The organism is Rhizobium sp. P40RR-XXII, from assembly GCF_012641405.1.
GTDB lineage: Bacteria > Pseudomonadota > Alphaproteobacteria > Rhizobiales > Rhizobiaceae > Rhizobium.
In genome coordinates this window covers 93293-115644 of sequence record NZ_JABAII010000004.1, presented here as the reverse complement: position 1 = coordinate 115644, position 22352 = coordinate 93293, and the positions used below count along the sequence as shown (strand labels likewise).

The following is a 22352-nucleotide window of genomic DNA, read 5'->3' as shown; positions in this document are numbered from 1 at the left end:
GTTGCGCCCTACCTTCGAAGTCGCCGACATCTTTCGGCGACATGGGGGCCCCTACAGGCGAGAGAGCGCCGGTCATCTTGGCCGCGGCGAACGACGCGTCATGGGCGCGATAGAAGCCTGCCGGACGTCCCGGCTCGGGGGACACGTCGATGCCTGCGATGGGTGCGGCAGCACCCGCATCTCCTATAACTCCTGTCGTAATCGCCACTGCCCGAAGTGTCAGGGGGCTGCTCGCAAGGAGTGGGTCGATGCACGCATCGCCGATCTCTTACCGGTCCCATACTTCCATGTGGTCTTCACCCTGCCTCCGGCCATCGCCGAGATCGCCTTCCACAACAAGGCGGTCGTCTATGCATTGCTGATGCGGATCTCGTCCGAGACGCTGCAGACCATCGCCGCCAATCTCAAATGGCTGGGCGCCGAGATCGGCATCACCGCCGTGCTTCACACTTGGGGTCAGGCGATGACCCATCATCCCCATGTCCATTGCGTCGTGCCGGGCGGCGGTCTCTCGCCGGACAGGTCAAGGTGGGTTGCATCCCGGCCGGCCTTCTTTCTGCCCGTGCGCGTGCTGTCGCGCCTGTTTCGGCGGCTCTTTCTGACTGCTCTTGCTGAAGCCTTCGCTCACGGTGAACTCCGCTTCTCCAACGACCTCAGCCATCTCAACGACGACGATGCGTTCACTCGCCTTCTCGCGCGTGCTCGCAGCGTCGAATGGGTCGTCTATTCGAAGCCACCATTCGGGGGGCCGGACCAGGTGCTCGCCTATCTCGGCCGCTACACCCATCGTGTCGCCATCGCCAATGCCGCATCGTCGATGCCGATGACGACCATGTTGCCTTCCGATGGAAGGATTACCGTGGCAATGGTCGCGACCGTGAGAAGATCATGCGTCTTCATCCCCACGAATTTATCCGGCGCTTTCTCCTTCATGTCCTTCCTGACGGCTTCCACCGCATGCGCCACTTCGGCTTTCTCGCCAATAGCCATCGACGGGATCGTCTCGGTCTCTGCAGATGCCTCCTCGGCCAGCCATCACCAACAGGCGGGCAACCGCATCCCGCCAAATCACAGCACGGGCAGTCCTACGAATGCCCCTATTGCCGGCGTCCCATGCGTAGGACAGGCGTCACCCTAGCGCCTGTTGCACCACCGCGACCATCATCCTTCCGGTGCGATACATCATGATGCCCGACAATCAGCCTCTCAGAATATTCCCAGTCGTTCAGCGCGTCTTCGGCGAGCAATATCGCTCGACCGCAGCAAGCTCAAAAGGCTGCGGATCCCTTCCAATATCGCAGCGAAGTCCGCAAAGTCCTCGGCAAACCGCACCGGAAAGCATCATTCCCGGCTCAGTGCCGCCCGCAAAGCAGTCGGGACGAGATACGGCGTCCTTCATCTCCGGCAGGTTGGCTCTCAATTCCCCATAGCAGGTCAAACAACCCGCGTCTTAGTTCAATCCGGCTTACATGAGGTCGCCCGAAGTCGCCGCACCGCCTGATGCGTCCTCAAATAACCCTCCAGATTCTTTTTTGCGCTGCGACCAGATTCACCTTGTGAATTGGTTCTAAATAGGTTCTAAATATACACCATGGATAGAACCAGTTTGATCGCCGAATTGAACAATCGCGGCCTCAGCAACGGAACCGGCAGCGGGCCGCTTTATAAGCGCCTGGCGCAGGCGCTGACCGGTCTCATCCAAGAAGGGCTGCTGAAACCAGGCACGGCGCTGCCGGGAGAGCGCGATCTTGCTGGTGCCCTGCAGATCGGCCGCGTCACGGTGCGAACAGCCTATCGCGACCTGCTCACCTCGGGCGTCATCGAATCGCGCCATGGCAGCGGCACCTTCGTTTCGCAGCATGTCGAGCGTATCGAGCAGCCGCTCTGGCGCCTCTCCTCCTTTTCGGCCGACATGCGCTCGCGTGGTCGCGAGCCGGCGGCGCGCATCCTCCAGCGCACGGTCAGCGCGCCGGCTCCGGAAGAATCCTTCCTGCTCGGCCTCGGCCTCGACGAGCCCGTGCTGCGGCTCGACCGACTGCGGCTGGCCGACGGCCAGCCGCTTGCCATCGAGCGCGCCGTCGTGCCCATCAAATTCCTTGGCGAGGAAGCCATATCCGAAGGATCGCTCTATGATGCGCTGTCCGCCAGGGGCTTCAGGCCCGTGCGCGCCCAGCAAAGGCTGACCGCCGTGACGCTCGACCCCACCTCCGCATCGATCCTGACCGTCAAGGCCGGGGCGCCCGCGCTGCTGATCGAACGCGTCTCGCGCCTCGCGGACCAGCGCGTCGTTGAATACACACGTTCGCACTATCGCGGCGATGCCTATGATTTTGTTGCTGAATTGAGAATTGGAGATGACCAATGAGCGAGACCCAATCCCTGATGTTGACGGAAGCCGGACAATCGCCGGAGGTTGTCGCAACCCTGCTTGAGAAGGAAAAGCCCGCCTTTGCCGAGATCGCGAAGCTCTTCGCCTCCGGACCCCCCTCGCTGATCACGACCGCGGCGCGCGGCTCTTCCGACCATGCCGCGACCTTCTTCAAATACCTCTTCGAAATTTCCTGCGGCATTCCGGTCGCCTCCGTCGGCCCGTCGATCGCCTCGGTCTATGGTGCACCGCTTCACCTGAAGGGAGGCGTCCACTTCACGGTATCCCAGTCCGGCGGCAGCCCGGATATCATCGCGCTGCAGGCCGCGGCCAAGAAGGGCGGCGCAACCACGATCGCCGTCGTCAACGTCACCGACAGCCCGCTCGCCAAGGAAGCCGACATCGTGGTCGGCCTCAACGCCGGACCGGAAAAGAGCGTTGCGGCGACGAAATCCTTCATCGCCTCCGTTGCCGCGCTCGCGGGCGTCACCGCAACGATTTCGCAGGACAAGACGCTGTCTGCTGGCCTCGCGAAGCTGCCGGAAGCCCTTGCGGCGACATCAGGCATCGACGGCAAAGCCGCCGAGGACGTGCTTTTCAATGCCTCCTCGCTCTATACCGGCGGGCGCGGTCCTGCCTTCGCCATTGCGCTGGAGGCAGCGTTGAAGGCCAAGGAAACCGCCGGCCTGCATGCGGAGGCCTTCTCGCTGGCCGAACTCATGCATGGCCCGATGCGCCTCGTGCAGCCGGGCTTCCCGATCGTCGCCTTCTCGCCCGACGATGCCGCCTTTGCCAACAATGCGCAGGCGCTGGAGCGCTTGCAGAAGCTCGGCGCAACCGCCGTCTCCTTCTCGACCGCGCCGCTCGCCGGCATCAACCTGCGCATGCCGAGCACCGGCAACGGCCTGCTCGATCCGCTGGTGTCGCTGCTGTGCTATTATCGTCTCATCGAGTCGGTCACGCGGCGGAAGGGCTTCGACCCTGACAAGCCGGCTAATCTTCTCAAGGTAACGGAGACCATGTGATGGACTACAAGGTCTTTACCGGCGCCCGCATCTTCGATGGCGACCGCTTTCATGAAGACAGTGCGCTTGTCATCGGCAATGGCCGCATCCATGCCATCACCGGTGTCAACGATGTGCCCGATAATGCCGCAATGATCCAGCTGAAGGGCGGCGTTCTCTCTCCGGGCTTCATCGATGCGCAGGTGAACGGCGGCGGCGGCCGCATGCTGAACGACGCGCCATCGCCCGAATCCATGTATATGATTGCCGCGGGACATCGCCCCTACGGCACGACATCGCTGCTGCCGACCCTCATCACCGATGTGGCAGCCGCGACCACGGCGGCGATCGAAGCGGCCGTTGAAGCCGTGAAGGCCAATCGCGGCGTCGCCGGCCTGCATCTCGAAGGTCCGCATCTGGCGCCGGCCCGCAAGGGCGCGCATCTCGCCGAGCTGATGCGTCCGGTCGAAGACAGCGATGTCCGAACTTTCATCCGTGCCCGCGAGGCGATCGGTACGCTGCTGGTCACGATCGCGGCCGAGCAGGTGACGGAGCGGCAGGTGCAGGCGCTCAGCGAAGGTGGTGTCATCGTCAGTATCGGCCACAGCGATTGCACGGCGGAGGCGGCCAATGCGCGTTTCGATGCCGGTGCGCGCGGCGTCACCCACCTTTTCAATGCCATGAGCCAAATGGGTCATCGTGCCCCGGGCCTCGTCGGCGCGGCGATCGATCATTCCGCCCCCTGGTGCGGCATCATCGCCGATGGCCATCACGTCGAGCCGATCGCGCTTAGAGTCGCGCTGCGCGCCAAGCGCGGCGAAGGCCGGCTGTTCTTCGTCACCGACGCCATGTCGCTCGTCGGCACCGACCTTCCGGGCTTCACGCTGAACGGCCGCACGGTCTATCGCACCAAGGGCGGCTATTGCTCCAAGCTGACGCTCGACGACGGCACGCTTGCCGGCTCCGATGTGGATATGGCGTCCACGATCCGCTATGGCGTCAACATCCTCGAGCTGCCGCTGGCCGAAGCCCTGCGCATGGCGACCTCCTATCCCGCCCGCTTCCTGCGGCTTGCCGATCGCGGCCACCTGACACCAGGAGCCCGGGCCGACCTCGTTCACATCAACGACGGCATCGAAGTCACGGAAACCTGGATCTCCGGTCAGCCTTCGGCCTGACACAGCATACAAGGACGTTCGGCATGAGCGCAGTCACGGACAATTATTTCTCCGCCCTTATCGGACGGCTGCAAACCCTGCGCGAGGTGCTTGCCGAACCCATGTCCAGGGCTTCCGCCGCCATTTGCGCGGCCGCACGCGCTGATCGCCGCGTCTATGTCTTTGGCACCGGCCATTCGCACATGCTAGCGGAAGAGGTGCATTATCGCGCCGGGGGACTTGCCTTCACCATTCCCGTGCTTGTGGGATCCGCCATGCTGCACGAAGGCGCCGTCATCAGCTCTGTCTATGAGCGCACCGAAGGCCTCATCCGCCCGATCTTCGAGCGTTACGGCATGCAGCCGGGCGATGTGCTGATCATCGCATCCAACTCCGGCGTCAACGCGGCACCGCTCGAGGCGGCGGATTATGGCCGCGAAATCGGCGCGACGGTGATCGCCATCACCTCGCTTGCCTACTCGGCGGCCATCGCCAACGGGCGCAGGAAACTTGCCGATATCGCCGACATCGTGCTGGACAACGGCCTGCCGCCGGGCGACGCGATGATCGACCTGCCAGGCACCGGCCTGAAGGTCGGACCGGCATCGACGGCCGTCGGCGCCAGCGTGCTGAACGCCATCTTCGCCGATGTCGCCGCCGAACTCTGCAAGGATGGCGATCCGCCGGTCTACCTCAGCGCCAACATGCCGGGCGCCAAGGAGACCAATCAGCGGCTGGTCAAGAAATACCGGCCGCGCAATCCACATCTCTGAAGTAATGAGCGTCTTTTCGCGTTTAGCTGCGTAGAAGCGGAAACATGGATCGACCGAGCGTTTCACGGGAAACGCGCGGTCGCTCTACTGAGCATTATTGCGCCGCGGCGTCGGTAGCCGAGGACTCCTGCGCAGCCTCCTCCTGCTTGCGCCGCCGGCGCAGGACGACGTAGAAGACCGGCGTCAGAAAAAGGCCGAACAGCGTCACGCCGAGCATGCCGGAAAAGACGGCCGTACCGAGCGACTGGCGCATTTCCGCGCCCGGGCCGGTAGCGATCATCAGCGGCACGACACCGAAGATGAAGGCGAAGGCCGTCATCAGGATCGGACGCAGACGCAGATGGCTGGCCTCGATCGCCGCCTCTACCGCGCTTTTTCCCTCGAGCTGCGCCTGCCGGGCAAACTCGACGATCAAAATCGCGTTCTTGGCCGCAAGACCGATCAGCACGATGAGCCCGATCTGTGTCAGGATGTTGTTGTCCATCCCTCGAAGATACACGCCGATCAGCGCCGCCAGAACCGCCAGCGGCACGATGAGGATGATCGCGAGCGGGAGGATCCAGCTTTCATACTGCGCCGACAGCGCCAGGAACACGAAGATGACGGATAGGGCGAAGATATAGATCGCCGTATTGCCGGTATGCTTCTCCTGATAGGCGAGTTCCGTCCATTCGAAAGTCGTGCCCGAAGGTAAGAGGTTCTTCGCCAGCCCCTCCATGATGTCGAGGGCCGAGCCGGTGGAAACCCCCGGCCCCGGATTGCCCTGCAGGGGGACCGAGACATACATGTTATAGCGCTGCACGAGCGTCGGCCCGGTCGTATCTCGGATATCGACCAGCGTGCCGAGCGGCACCAGAGCCCCGGTCGCCGAACGCACCTTCAGCGCCAGAATGTCCTCGCGATCCATGCGATATTGCTGATCGGCCTGCGCCCGCACTTGGTAGACGCGGCCGAAGGCGTTGAAGTCGTTGACGTAAGACGTGCCGAGATTGATCGACAGGGTCTCGAAGATATTTGGGATCGGCACATTGAGCGCACGTGCCTTGTCGCGGTCGATCGCCAGGAAATATTGCGGGCTGTTGGCGGAAAACGTCGTGAAGACGCCGCTGACGCCCTTGTTCTGCGCGGCAGCACCCATCATCTGGTAGGCGAGCGGCAGGATGCGGCGCATATCCGGATTTTCTCGGTCCATGATCTGCATCTTGAAGCCGCCGGAATTGCCGACGCCGCGGATCGACGGTGGCGAAATGGCGATGATGAAGGCCTCCTGGATGCCCTGGAGGCTGCCGAAGAGCTGACCGATGATCTTGGTGGCCGAGTCCCCGGTTTTCAACCGCTCCTCGAACGGCTTGAACGGCGTGAAAATCACGCCCGAATTCGAAGCATTGGTGAAGGTCGCGCCATTGAAACCGGCAAAGGCGACGGCATTGGCAATACCTGGCGTCTTGTTAATGATATCGGTCGCCTTCTGGATGACGGCATTGGTGCGCGCGAGCGAGGCCCCGTCAGGCAATTGGACGACGACGATCGCGTAGCCCTGGTCCATTGTGGGAACGAAGCCCTGCGGCACGATCCGGCCCATGTACCATGTGCCGGCGAGCAGCCCGGCAAAAACGAGAAGCGCGCAGGCAAGCGCCGCCCACGTCGTCACCAGATGGCGGACGATCCAGGAATAGCCTCCGCTCATCCGCTCGAAACCCCGGTTGAATCCATCACCCAAACCACGGCCGAATCGCGCGAAGATATTGTTGGATTTCTCGTGACTGTGCGGGCGCAGCACGATCGCGGCGATCGCCGGCGAGAGCGTCAGCGAGTTCAGGCAGGAGATCGCCGTCGCGACCGAAATCGTCACCGCGAACTGCCGGTAGAATTGCCCGGAGATACCGGGAATGAAGGCGGTCGGCACGAAGACGGCGATGAGCACCAGCGAAATTGCCAGAACGGCGGTGCCCACCTCGTTCATCGTCACATGTGACGCCTCCTTCGGCGTCATGCCGAGCGAGAGGTTGCGCTCGACATTCTCGACCACCACGATCGCATCGTCGACGACGATGCCGATCGCGAGCACCAGGCCGAACAGCGTCAGCATGTTCAGCGAAAAGCCGAAGGCAAGCAGGAAAGCGAAGGTGCCGATCAGCGACACGGGGATGGCGACGATCGGGATGATCGCCGTCCGCCACGATTGCAGAAAGACCAGCACGACGATGGCAACGAGAATCGCCGCCTCGAAGATGGTCTTGTAGACCTCGTGGATCGACTCGGCGATGAATTCCGTGGGGTTATAGATGATGCGATATTCGAGCCCCTGCGGGAAATCCTGAGCCAGGCTCTCCATCGTTTTCTGGATATCGGCAGCGGCGGCGAGCGCGTTGGTGCCGGGCCGGGCGAACACGCCGAGCGCGACCGCCGGGCTGCCGTTCAGATAGCTATTGGTGACATAGTCCTGCGCGCCGAGCTCGATACGCGCGACATCCTGCAGCTGCACGAGGCGGCCATTGCCCGTCGCCTTCACGATGACGTAGCGGAATTGCCGCGCATCGGAGAAGCGCCCTTGCGTCGTCACCGTATATTGGAAGGCATTGGTGCCCGAAACCGGCGGCCCACCGATCGCACCGCCCGAGACCTGCACGTTCTGGTCCCGAAGCGCCTGCACGATATCGCCTGCGGTCATGCCGTAGGCGGCAAGCTTTTCCGGATCGAGCCAGATGCGCAGCGAATATTGCCGCTCACCGAACAGCTGCACATCGCCGACCCCGTCCAGTCGGACGAGAATGTCGCGGATGCGCGTGCGTGCGTAGTTGGAAATATAGAGCTGGTCGTAACGGTTGTTCGGCGACAGGAGATGCACGACCATCATCAGGTCCGGCGAACTCTTGACCGTGGTGATGCCGATGCGGCGGACATCGTCGGGCAGACGCGGCTCGGCAATGGCGACGCGGTTCTGCACCAGCACCTGCGCCTTGTCGAGATCGGTGCCGAGCTTGAACGTAATCGTCAGCGACATCGAGCCATCGGCACTGGAATAGGAGGACATATAAAGCATGTCCTCCACGCCGTTGATTTCCTGCTCGATCGGAGTCGCCACCGTATCGGCAATGGTCTGCGCATCGGCGCCGGGATAGGAGGTGCGAATTACGATTGTGGGAGGCGCAACCTCGGGATATTGCGCCACCGGCAGCTGGAAATAGGCGATGCCGCCGACGATCAACAGCACGATGGATAGAACCGATGCGAAAATCGGTCGATCGACGAAGAAATGGGAAAACCTCATTGGTTCGTCCCCTGTACATCGGCCTGGGCCGGCGGCTCGTCATTCGTCGCCTGCTGCGGCAGTTCGATCAGCTGCGGCGTCACCTTGGCGCCCGGCCGGATGCGCATCAGCCCGTTGACGACGATCGTTTCGTCACCGGTCATGCCGTCACGGATGACGCGATAGCCATAGAGCTTCGGCCCGAGGCGCACCGGCTTCGGCGTGATATTGCCGGCGGTATCGGCGACATAGACGACGCGCTGGTTCTGGTCCGAGCCGATAGCTTCGTCTGGCACCAGGATCGCCTTATAACTGTTCGAGCCTCGCACCTGAACGCGTCCGAACAGGCCGGGCTGCAGGGTGAGATCGGGATTCGGGAAGCGGGCGCGGACGCGGATCGTGCCCGTCTCGTTGTCGACGCGGTTTTCGGCGAAGTCGAGCTTGCCCTTGAATGGCTTCTGCCGCTGATCGGCAATCGTCACGGTCACGTCGAGCCCGCCGCCGCCCTGCTGCAAGGCGCTGCCGTTCTTGCGGGCCTCATCGGCATAGGAAAGCAGCCGGCGCTCATCGACGTCGAAGTAGAAATCGATGGGATCGAGCGAGACGATGGTGGTCAGCACGGTCTGATCGGCCTGCACGAGGTTGCCGACCGAAATCAGCCGACGGTCAATCCGACCGCTGAGCGGCGCAGTGATCTTGGTGAAATCCATGTCGAGATTAGCGCGATCGACGGCTGCCTGCGCACCACGCACATTCGCCTGCGCGGAAAGGAGGTCGCGACGGCGGTCATCCAGGGTCGAGGCCGACTGGCTGCCCGTCGTCGACAGGGATTCCGTCCGCTTGAATTGTGCATCGGCTAGCGTCAGCGACGATTTCGCCACCTCGAGCGAGGCCGTCGATTCGTTCAGCGTTGTGATGAACGGCCGTTGGTCGATGACGAAAAGCAGGTCACCCTGCTTGACCATGGCGCCATCCTTGAAATGCACCTCCTGCAGATAGCCACCCACCCGCGAGCGCACGGAAACTTCATCGACCGCCTGGAAGCGCCCGATGAACTCATCGCTGTCGACAACATCGCGAACGATGGGTTTGGCGACCGTCACCGGCGGGGCCGGCGGCGCACCCTGCGCCAGCGCCTGGGCGCCTGAGAAAACGGCAAGAACACAGCTGAACAAAACGGCACGCGGCAGCATCGGCATGAAGCCCCCCTCGAAAAACCGCATACGGCAAGAGGCGCCGTCATCACGGTAAGCGCTCACGAAATTTGTCTGCAACTTTCCGCGAAGGACCTGCCGCCAGCAGGCGCATTCCAATCAGGTCTCTTCGGACTTCCCCAACATGCGCCTCGGGCCGCTGCGGCCCGAGCATTATCCAGCCCTCGGGGCCGGCATCACGCGTTAATGTATAAACGGTTTATCGAATTGGACAACAGGGAATGACGCGGACGCGACCAAACGCAACCGTTTGTTTTCATTATATGGAAGGACGCTTATAAGATGCGTCGGCCGAGGCGATCAGCCCTCCAGTTCCTCGCGCAGCATTTCGAGTTCGAACCACTCTTCCTCCATGCTGACAAGGCTTTCCCGCAGCTTTTCCATCTCCGCCGCGAGGCGATTGAAGGTTGCAGGATCCTTGGAAAAAAGGTTCGGATCGGCCATTTTCTGCTCACGGGCGGCAATCTCGGCTTCCGCCTTGGCCATCTCCTTCGGCAGGTTTTCCAGCGCAAATTTCTGCTTGTAGGACAGCTTGCCCTTGCCCTTCGAGCCCTCGCCGCCCGACGATGAAGCTTCGGCCGCCTTCGGCTTTTCGGCCCCCTTTTCCGCTCGCCTGCGTTCCTCGATCGCGCCCTTGCGCTGAGCGAGCATGTCGGAATAGCCGCCGGCATATTCGATCCAGCGTCCATCAGGCTCTTCCGGGTTGGCGGGCGCGATCGTCGAGGTCACGGTGCGATCGAGGAAATCGCGGTCATGGCTGACGAGGATGACGGTACCGGAAAAACCGGAAACGATTTCCTGCAGCAGATCGAGCGTCTCGATGTCGAGGTCGTTGGTGGGTTCGTCGAGGATCAGGAGATTGGTCGGCCGCGATAGGATGCGCGCCAGCATCAGCCGGGCCCGTTCGCCGCCGGAGAGATTCCTGATCGGTGTGCGCGCCTGCTCCGGCTGGAACAGGAATTCCTTCATGTAGCCGGTCACATGCCGCTGCTCACCATTGACAAGCAGGTTCTCGCCGCGACCGTCGGTCAGATAGTTGGCGAGCGTATCTTCCGGATTAAGCTCCTCGCGCTTCTGATCGAGTGTCGCGATTTCCAGATTGGTGCCGAGCTTCACCGTGCCGCTATCCGGCTCGAGCTGACCCGTCAGCATCTTCAGAAGTGTCGTCTTGCCGGCGCCGTTCGGGCCGACGAGACCGATGCAATCGCCGCGATGCACGCGGATCGAAAACGGCGCGACGATAGCCCTGTCACCATAGGTCTTGGTGATCTTGTCCGCCTCGATCACCAGCTTGCCGCTCTCCAGCGCATCAGACGCGGCGGCCTGCACGGTGCCCAGAGCGCCTTTATGGCCGCGATAGCGGGAACGCATGTCGTGCAGCTCGCCAAGACGACGCATGTTGCGCTTGCGCCGCGCCGTCACGCCGTAGCGCAGCCAGTGCTCCTCGCGCTCGATCTGCTTGCCGAGCTTGTGCTGCTCCAGCTCCTCGGCCTCGAGCACCTGATCGCGCCAGGCTTCGAAATGGGCAAATCCCCTGTCCAGACGGCGTGAGGTGCCGCGATCGAGCCAAACGGTCGCGGTCGAAACCTTTTCGAGGAAACGGCGGTCGTGCGAGATCAGCACGAGCGCGCTGCGGCTCTTCTGTAACTCGCCTTCCAGCCATTCGATGGTCGGCAGGTCCAGGTGGTTCGTCGGCTCGTCGAGCAGCAGAATATCCGGTTCCGGCGCCAGAACGCGCGCAAGAGCCGCGCGGCGGGCCTCGCCGCCCGAGAGATTGTTCGGGTCCTCCTCGCCGGTCAGGCCGAGATGCGAGAGGAGATAGGTGACGCGATAGGGGTCATCGCCAGGTCCGAGGCCGGCCTCGGCATAGGCGGCAACCGTCTTGTAACCGACGAAATCCGGAGCCTGTTCGAGATAGCGCACGGTCGAAGACGGATGGCGGAACACTTCGCCCGACTGCGCCTCGACAAGGCCGGCCGCGATCTTCAAAAGCGTCGACTTGCCCGAACCGTTGCGGCCGACAAGGCAGATCTTGTCGCCTGACTCCACCTGCAGCGCGGCACCAGCAAGCAATGGCGCGCCGCCAAAGCTCAAAAAGATGTCGTCGAGTTTCAGAATGGGAGGGGCCAAAGTCAGACTCCACTGAGATCATAGGGGCGGGCAAGAACGATCGCCCTGCCGCTGCCGAGCAAAAAGCGCACGTCGCCTTCCGCCACGTTGGAAATGGTGCGCGATACGCCGAAGGGCAAATGGAAATCACGCAAGGGATAGCGGGCATTGCCGATGAAAAGGCCCGTCAGGTCGCTAAAACCGAGGACTGAGAACAGCGAGCCGGCCGGGAGCGCCAGCGTGAGGCCGCCTGGCGGCAGCGGCACCGCCTCCTCGTCACCCGATGTCAGCAGGACATCGAAGCCTTTCTCGGCCAAGCGGATACCATAGAGCAGGTGCTGGATGGCATGATCGGAGCGTTCACCGCCCATGGCGCCCGCGAGAATCAGCCTCGTGGCACCGCGATCGATCGCTTCTGAGACGGCAATCTCGCCGTCGGTCGCCGCCTTTGCCGCTGGATAAGGCTGCTTGGGCACATTGGGAAACGCAGCTTGCAAATCGGCCGGCGTGGAATCGAAATCGCCAACCCACAGCTCAGGCTGCACCTGGAGCGCGACCGCATGGCGCATGCCGCCATCAGCTGCGATGAAACGGCTGCCGGAAATGGCGGCGCGCAACCGCTCCGTCAGGCGAAGCTCGCCGCCGAGCAGGATGGTGAAGGTGGTGGACTGGCTCATGAGGCATGCCCATAGCGCAAACTCATATCCCTAGGGAAGAGCGCCATGGGTAAGAACGGCAGCAACGACGGTTCAGTCGTCCGTTTCCTTGAGGCGCGCCTGGAAAACCTGCTCGTAACCACTGACGTAGCGATCGAACAGCAGCGAGAAACTCTCGATCTCCTCCGGCGTCCAGTCGGCGAAGATGCTGCCGATGACCGAATATTTCTGTGCCTGGATCTCCGACAGCAGTCTTTGCCCGAGCGCGGTCAATATCACGACAATGCGCCGCGCATCCGCCTGCGATGCCTTGCGTCGCAACACGCCGCGCGTCACCATGTCGGCAACGATGCGGCTCGCCCGCGAGGGATCGATGCGCAGCATCTCGGCGATCGTGCCGACGGTGACTTCGCCCGTCGCCTCCGCCCGCCGCACGACATCGAGCACGTCGAGATGCGAAAGCTCGAGCCCCGGCGCAACACTCTGGATGGCAAGCCTGCCGATCATGCGGCGTCCCGTCAGGAGACGCATGCGCGTCATGGCATGGCCGATGCGCAGGAGATTCTCGTCATCGGTCAGGGCCTGGGCTTCAACTTCACGTGTATTCGTCGCAGATGTCATCTTTCCACCATACCAGAGGCGGAAAAGAAATAAAACATGCAAACAGCATTCACCTGTCGTTGACATTTATATGCTAATGGCACATATGTATCAAGTATGAAAACCGGGGCGTCCCGCGCATTCGATCGACCGCGCAGCGTTTCGGGCAAGCTCGGATTTTTTACCCCATGGACATGCAGACAACGTTCGCGCCGCTCGTGGCGGATCATAAACGGCGGCTTATACTCTTCCTGTTTCTGATGACTGCCATGTTCATGGCCACGCTCGACAACCAGATCGTCTCGACGGCGCTTCCGACGATCGTCGGCGAGTTCGGGCATCTGGAACGCTTCGGCTGGATCGGATCGGCCTATCTTCTCTCGCTCTCCGCCGTCATGCCCGTTTACGGCAAGCTCGGTGATCTCTTCGGCCGCAAATATGTGATGATGATGGCGATCGCGATCTTCACGATCGGCTCCGCCGTCTGCGGCCTTGCCGTTTCGATGAATACGCTGATTGCCGCCCGCGTCCTTCAGGGGCTGGGAGGCGGCGGCATCCTCGTGTCGATCTTCGCCGTCAATGCCGACCTGTTCGAGCCGCGGGAACGCGCCCGCTATCAGAGCTATTCGAGCCTCGTGCTGATGGCCTCCGGCGCCATCGGCCCCGTTCTCGGCGGCACGATGAGCGACCTCTTCGGCTGGCGCTCCATCTTTCTCGTCAACGTGCCGATCGGCTTTGTCGTGCTGGCGGGTCTCGCCACCATGCTCCCCTATCGCAAGCCGGCCCGCCGCCCGAAGATCGATTATGCCGGCGCAATCGTTCTTGCGCTGACGACGACGAGCATCGTGCTTGCCGCCGACGGCACCGAACTCTTCGGATCACTGCTGTCGCCACAGTGCCTCGGCATCATCGCCTTCGGCATGATCTGCGCCATCGCCTGGGTCTTCATCGAGCGCCGCGCTCCTGAGCCGATCGTGCCGATGACGCTGTTCCGCAATCCGACATTCGGCCTCCTGCTGATCATTTCGATCACCAGCGGCGCCGTTGCCATCGGGATGGTCAATTATTTCGCGCTCTTCCTGCAGACGACGACAGGCCTTTCGCCCTCGATGGCCGGCCTGCTGTTCATTCTCCTGACTGGCGGTATCGTCTGCGGCTCGCTATCGGCCGGCAGGCTGATCGCGGCCAGAGGCCGCTACAAGCCCTTTGCCATCGCAAGTGCTGCCTGCAGCGCCATCGCATTTGGCTCGTTCGCCTTCCTGCCTGCCGGCACGCCCATCGTCTTCATTGGCGGCCTGATGCTGCTGCACGGCATCGGCATCGGTCTTGCGCAGCAGGTGCCCGTCATCGGCGTGCAGAACGCAGCCGCTGCCCGTGACGTCGGCGCTGCAACCGGCGCCGTCACGCTCTCGCGCATGGGCGGCGCCTCGATCGCCATTTCCATCTACGGCGCCATCATCGCCGCCAAGCTCGGCAATGTCGGCATCTCCATCGCGGGCGTATCCGACATCGAGCAGCTGACGCCGAAAATGATGGCCGCATTGCCCGAGGCGACCCGCGAGGCCGTCGCCACCGCCTATGCAAGCGCCTTCAGCCCGCTGTTCTTGACGGCTGCCGGCATCTGCCTCATCGGCCTTCTGACCTCACTGTCGTTGAGAAACGTGCAGCTTCCGGGCGCCGTGAAGAAAATCGAAAGCCCGACGGCGGCCGCTCACGCGGCCGAGTAAGATCGCCCGCCTGCAATCGACAAGGGAATCATTTTCCTTGTCATCCCTTCGTCGCAAGGCTAAATCTGCCGACGCTCTAACGGGGTGCCTTATGTCCTTCCGGACATCCGGCTGAGAGGCTTTTACCGGGCCAACCCGCGGAACCTGATCCGGCTAACACCGGCGGAGGGATTAGACGCGTGACGAAATCATGGCGCCCTTTCCCCTTCAAGACGAAACCTAAAGCATGATGCCGAAAAGTGTAAACGGCTTTCGGGCAACATCATGCTCTAATTATTTGATTTTAGAGCGGATTCAGATTTTAGGTCCATAGACCTAAAATCATCCGGCTCCAGGAGGAGGCGCTGTCATGCAACACCGTTCGCTATTGTCATTCTTCACCGGCCTGGCCCTTGCCGCCGGAACAAGCTTTTTCGCCGCACAGCCTGCTGCAGCGGCCGACAAAGCTCTGACCATCTACACCTATGAGAGCTTCACCGCCGATTGGGGGCCGGGCGCCAAGGTCAAGGCCGCCTTCGAAAAGACCTGCGGCTGCACGGTCAACTATGTTAGCGTCACAGATGGCGTCGCGCTTCTGTCGCGCCTGAAGCTGGAAGGCGCGGGCACCAAGGCCGATGTCGTTCTCGGCCTCGACACCAATCTCGTCGACGAAGCCAAGGACACCGGCCTTTTCGATGCAAGCGGCGTTGACACTTCCGCGCTTAAGGTCCCCGGCGATTTCAAGGATGACGTCTTCGTGCCCTACGACTACGGCCATTTCGCCGTGATCTACGACAGCCAGACGGTCAAGAATCCCCCGAAGAGCATGAAGGATCTCGTCGAGGGCGATCCCGCGCAGAAGATCGTTATCGAAGACCCGCGCACCTCGACGCCGGGCCTCGGGCTTCTGCTCTGGGTGAAGTCGATCTATGGCGACAAGGCGGCCGATGCCTGGACGAAGCTCAAGGGCCGCATCCTGACGGTCACCCCCGGCTGGTCGGAAGCCTATGACCTCTTCACCAAGGGCGAGGCACCGCTGGTGCTCTCCTATACGACGTCACCGGCCTATCACATGATCGAGGACAAGACCGATCGTTATCAGGCGGCCGCCTTCTCGGAAGGACACTATATCCAGATCGAGGTCGCCGGCCTCATCAAATCCTCGCCGAACAAGGACCTTGCCCGCGACTTCCTGAAGTTCATGATCTCCCCCAGCTTCCAGGACATCATCCCGACAAGCAACTGGATGATGCCGGTCTCGGCCACCTCCGAGCCGCTGCCGGATGCCTTCAGCAAACTCGTCGTGCCGTCGAAGACCTTCCTGATGAGCCCGTCCGACGTCGACAAGAACCGCAAGGCCTGGATCGACGAATGGCTGGCCGCCACCAGCGGCAATTGACGCGCTGATCATGCTCGCGGCACCCGAACGAAGACGCGCCATTTCCGGCGGGGCGCTTAGCCTCGCCGGCATCGTGCTCTTCGTCGGGGTCGCCGTTTTTGCCCTCTTGGCCGCCAGCATCGAGTCCGGCGGCGACACCACGCTGACCGATCCCTATCTGCTGCGCGTCCTGCGCTTCACGCTGCTGCAGGCGGTGCTCTCGACGCTTCTCTCCGTGGTGCTCGCCCTACCGGTCGCCCGGGCGTTGGCGCGCCAGCCGCATTTTCCCGGCCGGTTGTGGCTGCTCCGGCTGATGGCGGTTCCGATGGGATTGCCGGTGCTGATTGGCGCGCTCGGCCTGCTCGGCATCTGGGGCCGGCAAGGGCTCATCAATCAGGCGCTTACTACGCTTGGCCTATCGCAACCCGTCAGCATCTATGGTCTCGCCGGCATCCTGCTGGCCCATGTCTTCTTCAACATGCCGCTCGCCTGCCGGCTGATGCTGGCCGGGCTGGAGCGCGTACCGGCGGAATACTGGCTTGTCGCCGGCGGGCTCGGCATGCGGCCCGCCTCGGTCTTTCGCTTCATCGAATGGCCTGTCCTGCGCGGCCTCATCCCCGGCATTGCCGGCCTGATCTTCATGCTCTGCGCCACCAGCTTCACGCTCGTCCTGATTCTCGGCGGCGGACCGGCCGCGACGACGCTGGAAGTGGCGATCTATCAGGCGCTGCGCTTCGATTTCGACCCCGGCCGCGCCGTAATGCTGTCGCTGCTTCAGATCGCCGTCACTCTCCTCGTCCTTAGCGCCATGACGCTGTTTCGCGCGCCAGACGATCACGGGCTGACCAGCGGCCGCGCGCTCCACCGCATCGATGGGCAAAGGACAGCCGCACGGTGGACCGACGCCGGCGTGCTGTCGGCCGCCACGCTCTTTCTCGGTCTGCCGCTCGCTTCCGTCGTCGTGACCGGCTTTGAGGCGAATCTTCTGAAACTCGCCGGCCAGCCGATCTTTTTGCAAGCGGCCGTCACGAGCCTGGCAATCGCGCTCTCCGCCGGCCTTCTGGCGGTCTTGTTATCCTTTGCCATCATCCGCGCCCGATCGGCGATATCGGTCGATCGCCGCAAGACCGTCAGCCTGCGCGGCCTGGCGCTCGCCTTGAGTGCAAGCTCGTCCCTTATTCTGCTGATCCCGCCGATCGTGCTGGCAACGGGCTGGTTTCTGGCGCTGAGACCATTGGGTGATCCCAGCCGCTTTGCCGCCATCCTCATCGTTGTTATCAATGCGCTGATGGCGTTGCCCTTCGTCATCCGCGTCATCGAACCGGCCTATGCAGTCCATCGCCGCCGCACCGAACGGCTGGCCGCAAGCCTCGGCCTTTACGGCATCGCCCGTCTTCGCCTGATCGATTGGCCGGGTCTGCGCAAGCCGCTCTTCACCGCGCTCTCCTTCGCCATGGCGTTGTCGCTCGGCGACCTCGGCGCGGTGGCGCTCTTCGGCTCGGACAGCCTGATGACCCTGCCATGGCTGGTCTACAGCAAGCTCGGCAGCTACCGCACGAACGACGCCGATGGGTATGCCTTGATCCTCGGCCTGGTCTGTCTTCTTCTGACCATCGCCGGCACGGCGGGCCAAGGCGCGCGCGATTCCGAAAGCAAGAGAAATGACTGACGGCAACGACATGAAGCAACAAGGTATCGCCATGGCCGGAGTCGAGCTGCGCCTCGGCACGCATGACTTTCGCTTTGACTGCGCATTGCCGCAGGGCAGGATCGTCGCCATTGCCGGACCGTCGGGGTCTGGCAAGTCGACCTTTCTCAATTTGTTGGCCGGCTTCGAACAGCCCGATCGCGGCCGCGTGCTGCTGGCGGGGCAGGATGTGACCGGCCTCCACCCTGCGGAACGGCCCGTGTCGCTGGTCTTCCAGGACAACAACCTCTTTGCCCATCTCGATCTCTTCACCAATGTCGGTCTCGGCATCAGCCCATCATTGAAGCTTTCTGCACAGGACCGGCAAAGGGTCTCGGAGGCCTTGGCGCGCGTCGGACTGCCCGGCTTCGAGAAGCGCAGGCCGGGAACGCTCTCCGGCGGCGAACGGCAGCGCGCCGCTTTCGCAAGGGCGCTCGTGCGCGACAAGCCGATCCTGCTGCTGGACGAACCTTTCGCCGCCCTCGATCCCGGCCTGCGCTCCGGCATGGTCGAACTTTTGAAAACCCTGCATCGCGAGAGCGGCAATACGGTGCTGATCGTCTCGCACGACCCGGCCGAGGTGCGGCGTCTTGCCGACCATGCCGTGTTTATCGATGGCGGCACGATCAGGCTTGCCGCCCCCATAAAGACCTTCCTCGAGACAGGCGACATTCCGGCACTGACCACATTTCTGCAGCATTGATTGCGCTGCAGCATCTTGTTGCCCGCTCTGCCTTAATTTCGTCGTGCGAAGCGGCTGAAAGTCCTGGGAAATGCTTGCTAAAATACAACGCTGCCACATTTAAACGGAGTCTCGCTATGCAACCGGTGCCAAAATCGGCTACAGCAAGGGCTGGAGACCGTCCGGGCAGACGCGGATCGAAGGGGATGCAGGCAACCTCTATCGGCGCGCGACGATGATCAGCCCGGTAACGATCAACCGGATTTGGCGCCGAGCCGGCATGGCAGCGAAATGAGTGGGACACTGGTACTGAAGCAGAGCGAATTAGCAGCACGTAGGATCAGCGTGACCGTCGCAGCCCGTTTGCGCCGCCTAGCCCCGCTCCTTGTCGCTGCCATGGTGCTGGACAGCTGCCAGACGGTGATGGATCAATCCTATCAGCCAAGCGTCTCGCCCTCCGCTAATCCGCAGATCGTCTCCGAGGTGCAGAAAAACGACCCGCGCGCGCAGATGGGCGCACGCGAGCATCCGCGCATCCTCGCAAGCTATGGCGGCGAATACAAGGATGCCAAAACTGAGCGCCTCGTTGCCCGCATCGCCGGCGCCCTGACCAGCGTGTCGGAAAATCCGCAGCAGTCCTACCGCATCACTATCCTCAATTCGCCCTCGATCAACGCCTTCGCGCTTCCGGGCGGCTACCTCTACGTGACGCGCGGCCTTCTGGCGCTTGCCAATGATGCTTCCGAAGTCGCTGCCGTGCTGTCGCACGAAATGGCGCACGTGACAGCCAATCACGGCATCGAGCGGCAGAAGCGCGAGGAAGCCGAAGTCATCGCCAGCCGCGTTGTTTCGGAGGTTTTGTCGAGCGATCTGGCCGGCAAGCAGGCGCTCGCGCGCGGCAAGCTGCGTCTCGCCGCCTTCTCGCGCCAGCAGGAACTCCAGGCCGACGAGATCGGCATCCGCACGCTCGGCCAGGCCGGCTACGATCCGTATGCCGCCGCCCGCTTCCTCAACGCCATGGAAGACTACAGCCGCTTCATGTCGGCCAATTCCGATGCCGACCAGAGTCTGGACTTCCTTTCGAGCCACCCGAGCACGCCGCAGCGCATCGATCTTGCCAAGGCGCATGCCCGCGAATTCGGCGAGGAAGGCAAAGTCGGCGACATCGGCCGCGATTATTACCTGAACGGCATCGATGGCCTGCTCTATGGCGACAGCCCCGAGGAAGGCTATGTCCGCGGCCAGACCTTCCTGCATGGCGGCCTCGGCATCCGCTTCGACGTGCCGCCCGATTTTCGCATCGACAACAAGGTCGAGGCCGTGATGGCAACCGGCCCAGGCGATATCGCCATCCGTTTCGACGGTGTGGCCGACAGCCAGAACCAGAACCTGACGAACTATATTTCCAGCGGCTGGGTGACGGGCCTCGATCCCTCCTCAATCCAGTCGATCACCGTCAACGGCATGCCGGCCGCCACCGCGCGCGCTTCCGCCGATCGCTGGGATTTCGATGTCACCGTCATCCGCGACCGCACGCAGATCTTCCGCTTCCTGACGGCCGTGCCGAAGGGGAATATCGCCCAGCTCAACCAGACGGCGGACGTGCTGCGGTCGAGTTTCCGGCATATGACGCCGGAAGAGGCGGCATCGCTGAAGCCGCTCAGGGTCCGCGTCGTCACCGTCAAGCCCGGCGACACGATCACGACGCTTGCCGCCCGCATGATGGGCACCGACCGCAAGCTCGATTTGTTCAAACTGATGAATGCCCTACCGACCGGGGCAACGATTGCACCGGGCGACAAGGTCAAGATTATCTCGGAATAGTAAGCGTTCTATCTTCTCCCGGACGGGAGAAGATCCGTCTTAGGCGTAGCTCGCCATGCGGGGATCCGCATCCACCAGCGCGTTGCGGAGCTTGTCCATTGCACGGCTTTCGATCTGACGCACGCGCTCCTTGGAGATTCCAAGATCGGCGCCGAGTTCCTCGAGCGTCGCTCCATCTTCGACGAGGCGTCGTGCCTGGATGATCTTCATCTCGCGTTCGTTGAGATGCTTCAGCGCCGAGGCAAGCCAGATGCGACGGCGCTCGCCATCGATCATGTCGGATACCTGCTCGTCCGGAAGCGGCTCGTCGCTGATGAGAAAATCGATACGCTCGGCGCTTTCGGAATCGCTCGATATCGACGGCGCCTGCAGGGACGTATCGTTGCTGGAAAGGCGCGCATCCATGGTCTGCACGTCGGAAAGGCTGACGCCAAGCGCAACCGCGATTTCCTCGTGGATAGATTGGACGGTAACGCTCGAATTGCTGCGAGCGAGCTTGGCGCGCAGGCGGCGAAGATTGAAGAATAGTGCCTTCTGCGCTGAACTCGTGCCACCACGCACGATGGACCAATTGCGCAAAATATAGTCCTGGATCGAAGCGCGGATCCACCAGCTTGCATAAGTCGAGAAGCGAACTTCCCGTTCCGGTTCGAAGCGGGCAGCTGCCTCAAGGAGGCCGACATAGCCTTCCTGTACGAGATCGCTCATCGGTAGTCCGAAATTGCGAAACTTGCCCGCCATGGAAATGACGAGGCGCATATGCGCGGTTGCTATCTGGTTGCGGGCGCCGCGATCATCGTGATCCTTCCAGCGTATGGCAAGATTATGCTCTTCGTCGCGATCGAGATAGGGAGCAGCCATCGCGACTTTGATCATACGTCGATCTGCAGACATGTTCGTCATACGCATCTCCTAAGGTTCGGCCTCAAATCGTCTCTAATGCCGCGGTCGACGAAAAGGGCAGCAAGTATCGTTTCCGAACATCACTGCTCGGATGGAAATCAATGAATGAAATTCAAATTGGAAACCGATATCCGGTTCGCCGGATAATCGATGACTAGTCTTGTTCGATCTCAGCGAATGGATCTGGCGATTGAAGCATGTTCAGATCGCCGGGGGGCTTCGGATGAAAACGCATAGGCCGGTCCTCGTGAATGTCCATAAATACGGCCTGCTTGGAAACCCCTCCCCACAGGAGAGCACCCACACCGACCGCTAACACGAGGCTTAAACGCGGCAGAAGCAAAAAGGTTCCAAAGAAAAAACCCGGCACGAAGGCCGGGTTTTTTGAAGCTAGAATTGGCGCACTTAGCCTTATGCGGCTTCGTCCTGGGAATCGTCGTCGTCGACGACCTTGCCGCGCTTGGGACCCTTGTTGAGATTGACCTCGACAAGGCGAACGGCTTCGGTTTCCGACATCTTGTTGACGGCTGCAATTTCGCGCGCCATGCGATCGAGCGCAGCTTCATAGAGCTGGCGTTCGGAATAGGACTGCTCCGGCTGGTTCTCGGCGCGATAAAGATCGCGAACCACCTCAGCGATGGAAAGCAGATCGCCGGAATTGATCTTGGCATCATATTCCTGGGCGCGACGCGACCACATGGTGCGCTTCACGCGGGCTTTGCCCTGCACGACCTTCAGCGCCCGCTCAACGAAATCCGTCTCGGAAAGCTTGCGCATGCCGATGCTCATGGCCTTGGCCACCGGTACCTTCAGGCGCATCTTGTCTTTCTCGAAGTCGATTACGAACAGCTCGAGCTTCATGCCTGCGACTTCTTGTTCTTCGATGGCAGTGATCGTGCCGACACCGTGGGCCGGATAAACGATCGCTTCACCAGTCTTGAAGCCATGGCGTGCTGCTGAAGGTTTTTTCTGCTGGGTCGTCATTCTTTTCAAAAACTCCCTGTTATGCGCCCGGTTGGGCCGGGTGCCGGGTCAGTCAGG

The 22352-nt window shown here is 62.0% G+C and carries 16 protein-coding genes, 1 pseudogene and 1 riboswitch; of the genes and pseudogenes, 10 read left to right on the top strand and 7 right to left on the bottom strand.

Annotated features, from left to right (window positions below; genetic code table 11):
• Nucleotide 1: 1 nt before the first annotated feature.
• The 5 genes and pseudogenes from HGP16_RS09375 to HGP16_RS09355 all read left to right on the top strand — a co-directional run bounded on the left by HGP16_RS09375 (nt 2) and on the right by HGP16_RS09355 (nt 5302).
• Nucleotides 2-1188 (top strand): annotated as a pseudogene (locus HGP16_RS09375) (IS91 family transposase).
• A gap of 403 nt (nt 1189-1591) precedes the next feature.
• Nucleotides 1592-2365, top strand: coding sequence for a GntR family transcriptional regulator (locus HGP16_RS09370; protein ID WP_168839744.1), 774 nt, complete (start codon nt 1592-1594; stop codon nt 2363-2365).
• The gene (locus tag HGP16_RS09365) at nt 2362-3393 is read left to right on the top strand and encodes an SIS domain-containing protein (RefSeq protein WP_168839743.1); all 1032 of its coding nucleotides are present in this window, start codon (nt 2362-2364) and stop codon (nt 3391-3393) included. Before HGP16_RS09370 ends, HGP16_RS09365 begins: the two co-directional genes overlap by 4 nt.
• Entirely contained in the window at nt 3393-4550 is a 1158-nt protein-coding gene (gene nagA, locus HGP16_RS09360) for an N-acetylglucosamine-6-phosphate deacetylase (protein WP_168839742.1), read from the top strand. Before HGP16_RS09365 ends, nagA begins: the two co-directional genes overlap by 1 nt.
• Before the next feature lie 23 nt (nt 4551-4573).
• Nucleotides 4574-5302 carry an SIS domain-containing protein gene (locus tag HGP16_RS09355; RefSeq protein ID WP_168839741.1) on the top strand — a complete coding sequence of 243 codons (729 nt, stop codon included), beginning with the start codon at nt 4574-4576 and terminating at the stop codon, nt 5300-5302.
• 94 nt (nt 5303-5396) lie between these two features.
• Here HGP16_RS09355 and HGP16_RS09350 read toward each other — a convergent pair whose 3' ends face one another.
• The 5 genes from HGP16_RS09350 to HGP16_RS09330 form a co-directional block, all read right to left on the bottom strand.
• Entirely contained in the window at nt 5397-8573 is a 3177-nt protein-coding gene (locus tag HGP16_RS09350; RefSeq protein WP_168839740.1) for an efflux RND transporter permease subunit, read from the bottom strand.
• Entirely contained in the window at nt 8570-9751 is a 1182-nt protein-coding gene (locus HGP16_RS09345) for an efflux RND transporter periplasmic adaptor subunit (protein WP_168839739.1), read from the bottom strand. The genes HGP16_RS09350 and HGP16_RS09345 overlap by 4 nt, the downstream gene beginning before the upstream one ends.
• Nucleotides 9752-10066: 315 nt before the next feature.
• Complete coding sequence (locus HGP16_RS09340) at nt 10067-11896, bottom strand: ABC-F family ATP-binding cassette domain-containing protein (RefSeq protein WP_168839738.1); 1830 nt, start codon at nt 11894-11896, stop codon at nt 10067-10069.
• 2 nt (nt 11897-11898) lie between these two features.
• Nucleotides 11899-12552 (bottom strand): thiamine diphosphokinase, encoded by a 654-nt coding sequence (locus tag HGP16_RS09335; RefSeq protein ID WP_168839737.1) that lies wholly within the window; start codon nt 12550-12552, stop codon nt 11899-11901.
• A 72-nt stretch (nt 12553-12624) separates the two neighbouring features.
• Nucleotides 12625-13152: a MarR family winged helix-turn-helix transcriptional regulator gene (locus HGP16_RS09330; RefSeq protein ID WP_168839736.1), complete on the bottom strand. Its 528-nt coding sequence runs from the start codon at nt 13150-13152 to the stop codon at nt 12625-12627.
• A gap of 167 nt (nt 13153-13319) precedes the next feature.
• Between HGP16_RS09330 and HGP16_RS09325 the strand changes: the two genes are divergently transcribed.
• From HGP16_RS09325 to HGP16_RS09305, 5 genes are all read left to right on the top strand, one after another.
• Nucleotides 13320-14858: an MFS transporter gene (locus HGP16_RS09325; RefSeq protein WP_168839735.1), complete on the top strand. Its 1539-nt coding sequence runs from the start codon at nt 13320-13322 to the stop codon at nt 14856-14858.
• A 70-nt stretch (nt 14859-14928) separates the two neighbouring features.
• A riboswitch (TPP riboswitch) is annotated at nt 14929-15046 on the top strand.
• 161 nt (nt 15047-15207) lie between these two features.
• A complete protein-coding gene (thiB, locus tag HGP16_RS09320) occupies nt 15208-16236 on the top strand; it encodes a thiamine ABC transporter substrate binding subunit (RefSeq protein WP_168839734.1) in 1029 nt (342 codons plus the stop codon).
• A 10-nt stretch (nt 16237-16246) separates the two neighbouring features.
• Nucleotides 16247-17884 (top strand): thiamine/thiamine pyrophosphate ABC transporter permease ThiP, encoded by a 1638-nt coding sequence (gene thiP / locus HGP16_RS09315; protein WP_205926413.1) that lies wholly within the window; start codon nt 16247-16249, stop codon nt 17882-17884.
• Complete coding sequence (locus HGP16_RS09310) at nt 17877-18605, top strand: ATP-binding cassette domain-containing protein (RefSeq protein WP_168839733.1); 729 nt, start codon at nt 17877-17879, stop codon at nt 18603-18605. Before thiP ends, HGP16_RS09310 begins: the two co-directional genes overlap by 8 nt.
• Before the next feature lie 375 nt (nt 18606-18980).
• The gene (locus HGP16_RS09305; protein WP_168840069.1) at nt 18981-20408 is read left to right on the top strand and encodes a M48 family metalloprotease; all 1428 of its coding nucleotides are present in this window, start codon (nt 18981-18983) and stop codon (nt 20406-20408) included.
• 39 nt (nt 20409-20447) lie between these two features.
• Here HGP16_RS09305 and HGP16_RS09300 read toward each other — a convergent pair whose 3' ends face one another.
• Together HGP16_RS09300 and HGP16_RS09295 are read right to left on the bottom strand one after the other, a co-directional pair.
• A complete protein-coding gene (locus tag HGP16_RS09300) occupies nt 20448-21311 on the bottom strand; it encodes an RNA polymerase factor sigma-32 (protein ID WP_168839732.1) in 864 nt (287 codons plus the stop codon).
• A gap of 411 nt (nt 21312-21722) precedes the next feature.
• Nucleotides 21723-22295: a CarD family transcriptional regulator gene (locus HGP16_RS09295; protein WP_168839731.1), complete on the bottom strand. Its 573-nt coding sequence runs from the start codon at nt 22293-22295 to the stop codon at nt 21723-21725.
• Nucleotides 22296-22352 lie beyond the last annotated feature (57 nt).

Excerpts from the sequence above, each read along its gene's own strand:
- HGP16_RS09370 (WP_168839744.1), top strand. The coding sequence starts at position 1,592 with ATGGATAGAACCAGTTTGATCGCCGAATTGAACAATCGCGGCCTCAGC.
- HGP16_RS09365 (WP_168839743.1), top strand. The coding sequence starts at position 2,362 with ATGAGCGAGACCCAATCCCTGATGTTGACGGAAGCCGGACAATCGCCG.
- nagA (WP_168839742.1), top strand. The coding sequence starts at position 3,393 with ATGGACTACAAGGTCTTTACCGGCGCCCGCATCTTCGATGGCGACCGC.
- HGP16_RS09355 (WP_168839741.1), top strand. The coding sequence starts at position 4,574 with ATGAGCGCAGTCACGGACAATTATTTCTCCGCCCTTATCGGACGGCTG.
- HGP16_RS09350 (WP_168839740.1), bottom strand. The coding sequence starts at position 8,573 with ATGAGGTTTTCCCATTTCTTCGTCGATCGACCGATTTTCGCATCGGTT.
- HGP16_RS09345 (WP_168839739.1), bottom strand. The coding sequence starts at position 9,751 with ATGCCGATGCTGCCGCGTGCCGTTTTGTTCAGCTGTGTTCTTGCCGTT.
- HGP16_RS09335 (WP_168839737.1), bottom strand. The coding sequence starts at position 12,552 with ATGAGCCAGTCCACCACCTTCACCATCCTGCTCGGCGGCGAGCTTCGC.
- HGP16_RS09330 (WP_168839736.1), bottom strand. The coding sequence starts at position 13,152 with ATGACATCTGCGACGAATACACGTGAAGTTGAAGCCCAGGCCCTGACC.
- HGP16_RS09325 (WP_168839735.1), top strand. The coding sequence starts at position 13,320 with ATGGACATGCAGACAACGTTCGCGCCGCTCGTGGCGGATCATAAACGG.
- thiB (WP_168839734.1), top strand. The coding sequence starts at position 15,208 with ATGCAACACCGTTCGCTATTGTCATTCTTCACCGGCCTGGCCCTTGCC.
- thiP (WP_205926413.1), top strand. The coding sequence starts at position 16,247 with ATGCTCGCGGCACCCGAACGAAGACGCGCCATTTCCGGCGGGGCGCTT.
- HGP16_RS09310 (WP_168839733.1), top strand. The coding sequence starts at position 17,877 with ATGACTGACGGCAACGACATGAAGCAACAAGGTATCGCCATGGCCGGA.
- HGP16_RS09305 (WP_168840069.1), top strand. The coding sequence starts at position 18,981 with ATGGTGCTGGACAGCTGCCAGACGGTGATGGATCAATCCTATCAGCCA.
- HGP16_RS09300 (WP_168839732.1), bottom strand. The coding sequence starts at position 21,311 with ATGACGAACATGTCTGCAGATCGACGTATGATCAAAGTCGCGATGGCT.
- HGP16_RS09295 (WP_168839731.1), bottom strand. The coding sequence starts at position 22,295 with ATGACGACCCAGCAGAAAAAACCTTCAGCAGCACGCCATGGCTTCAAG.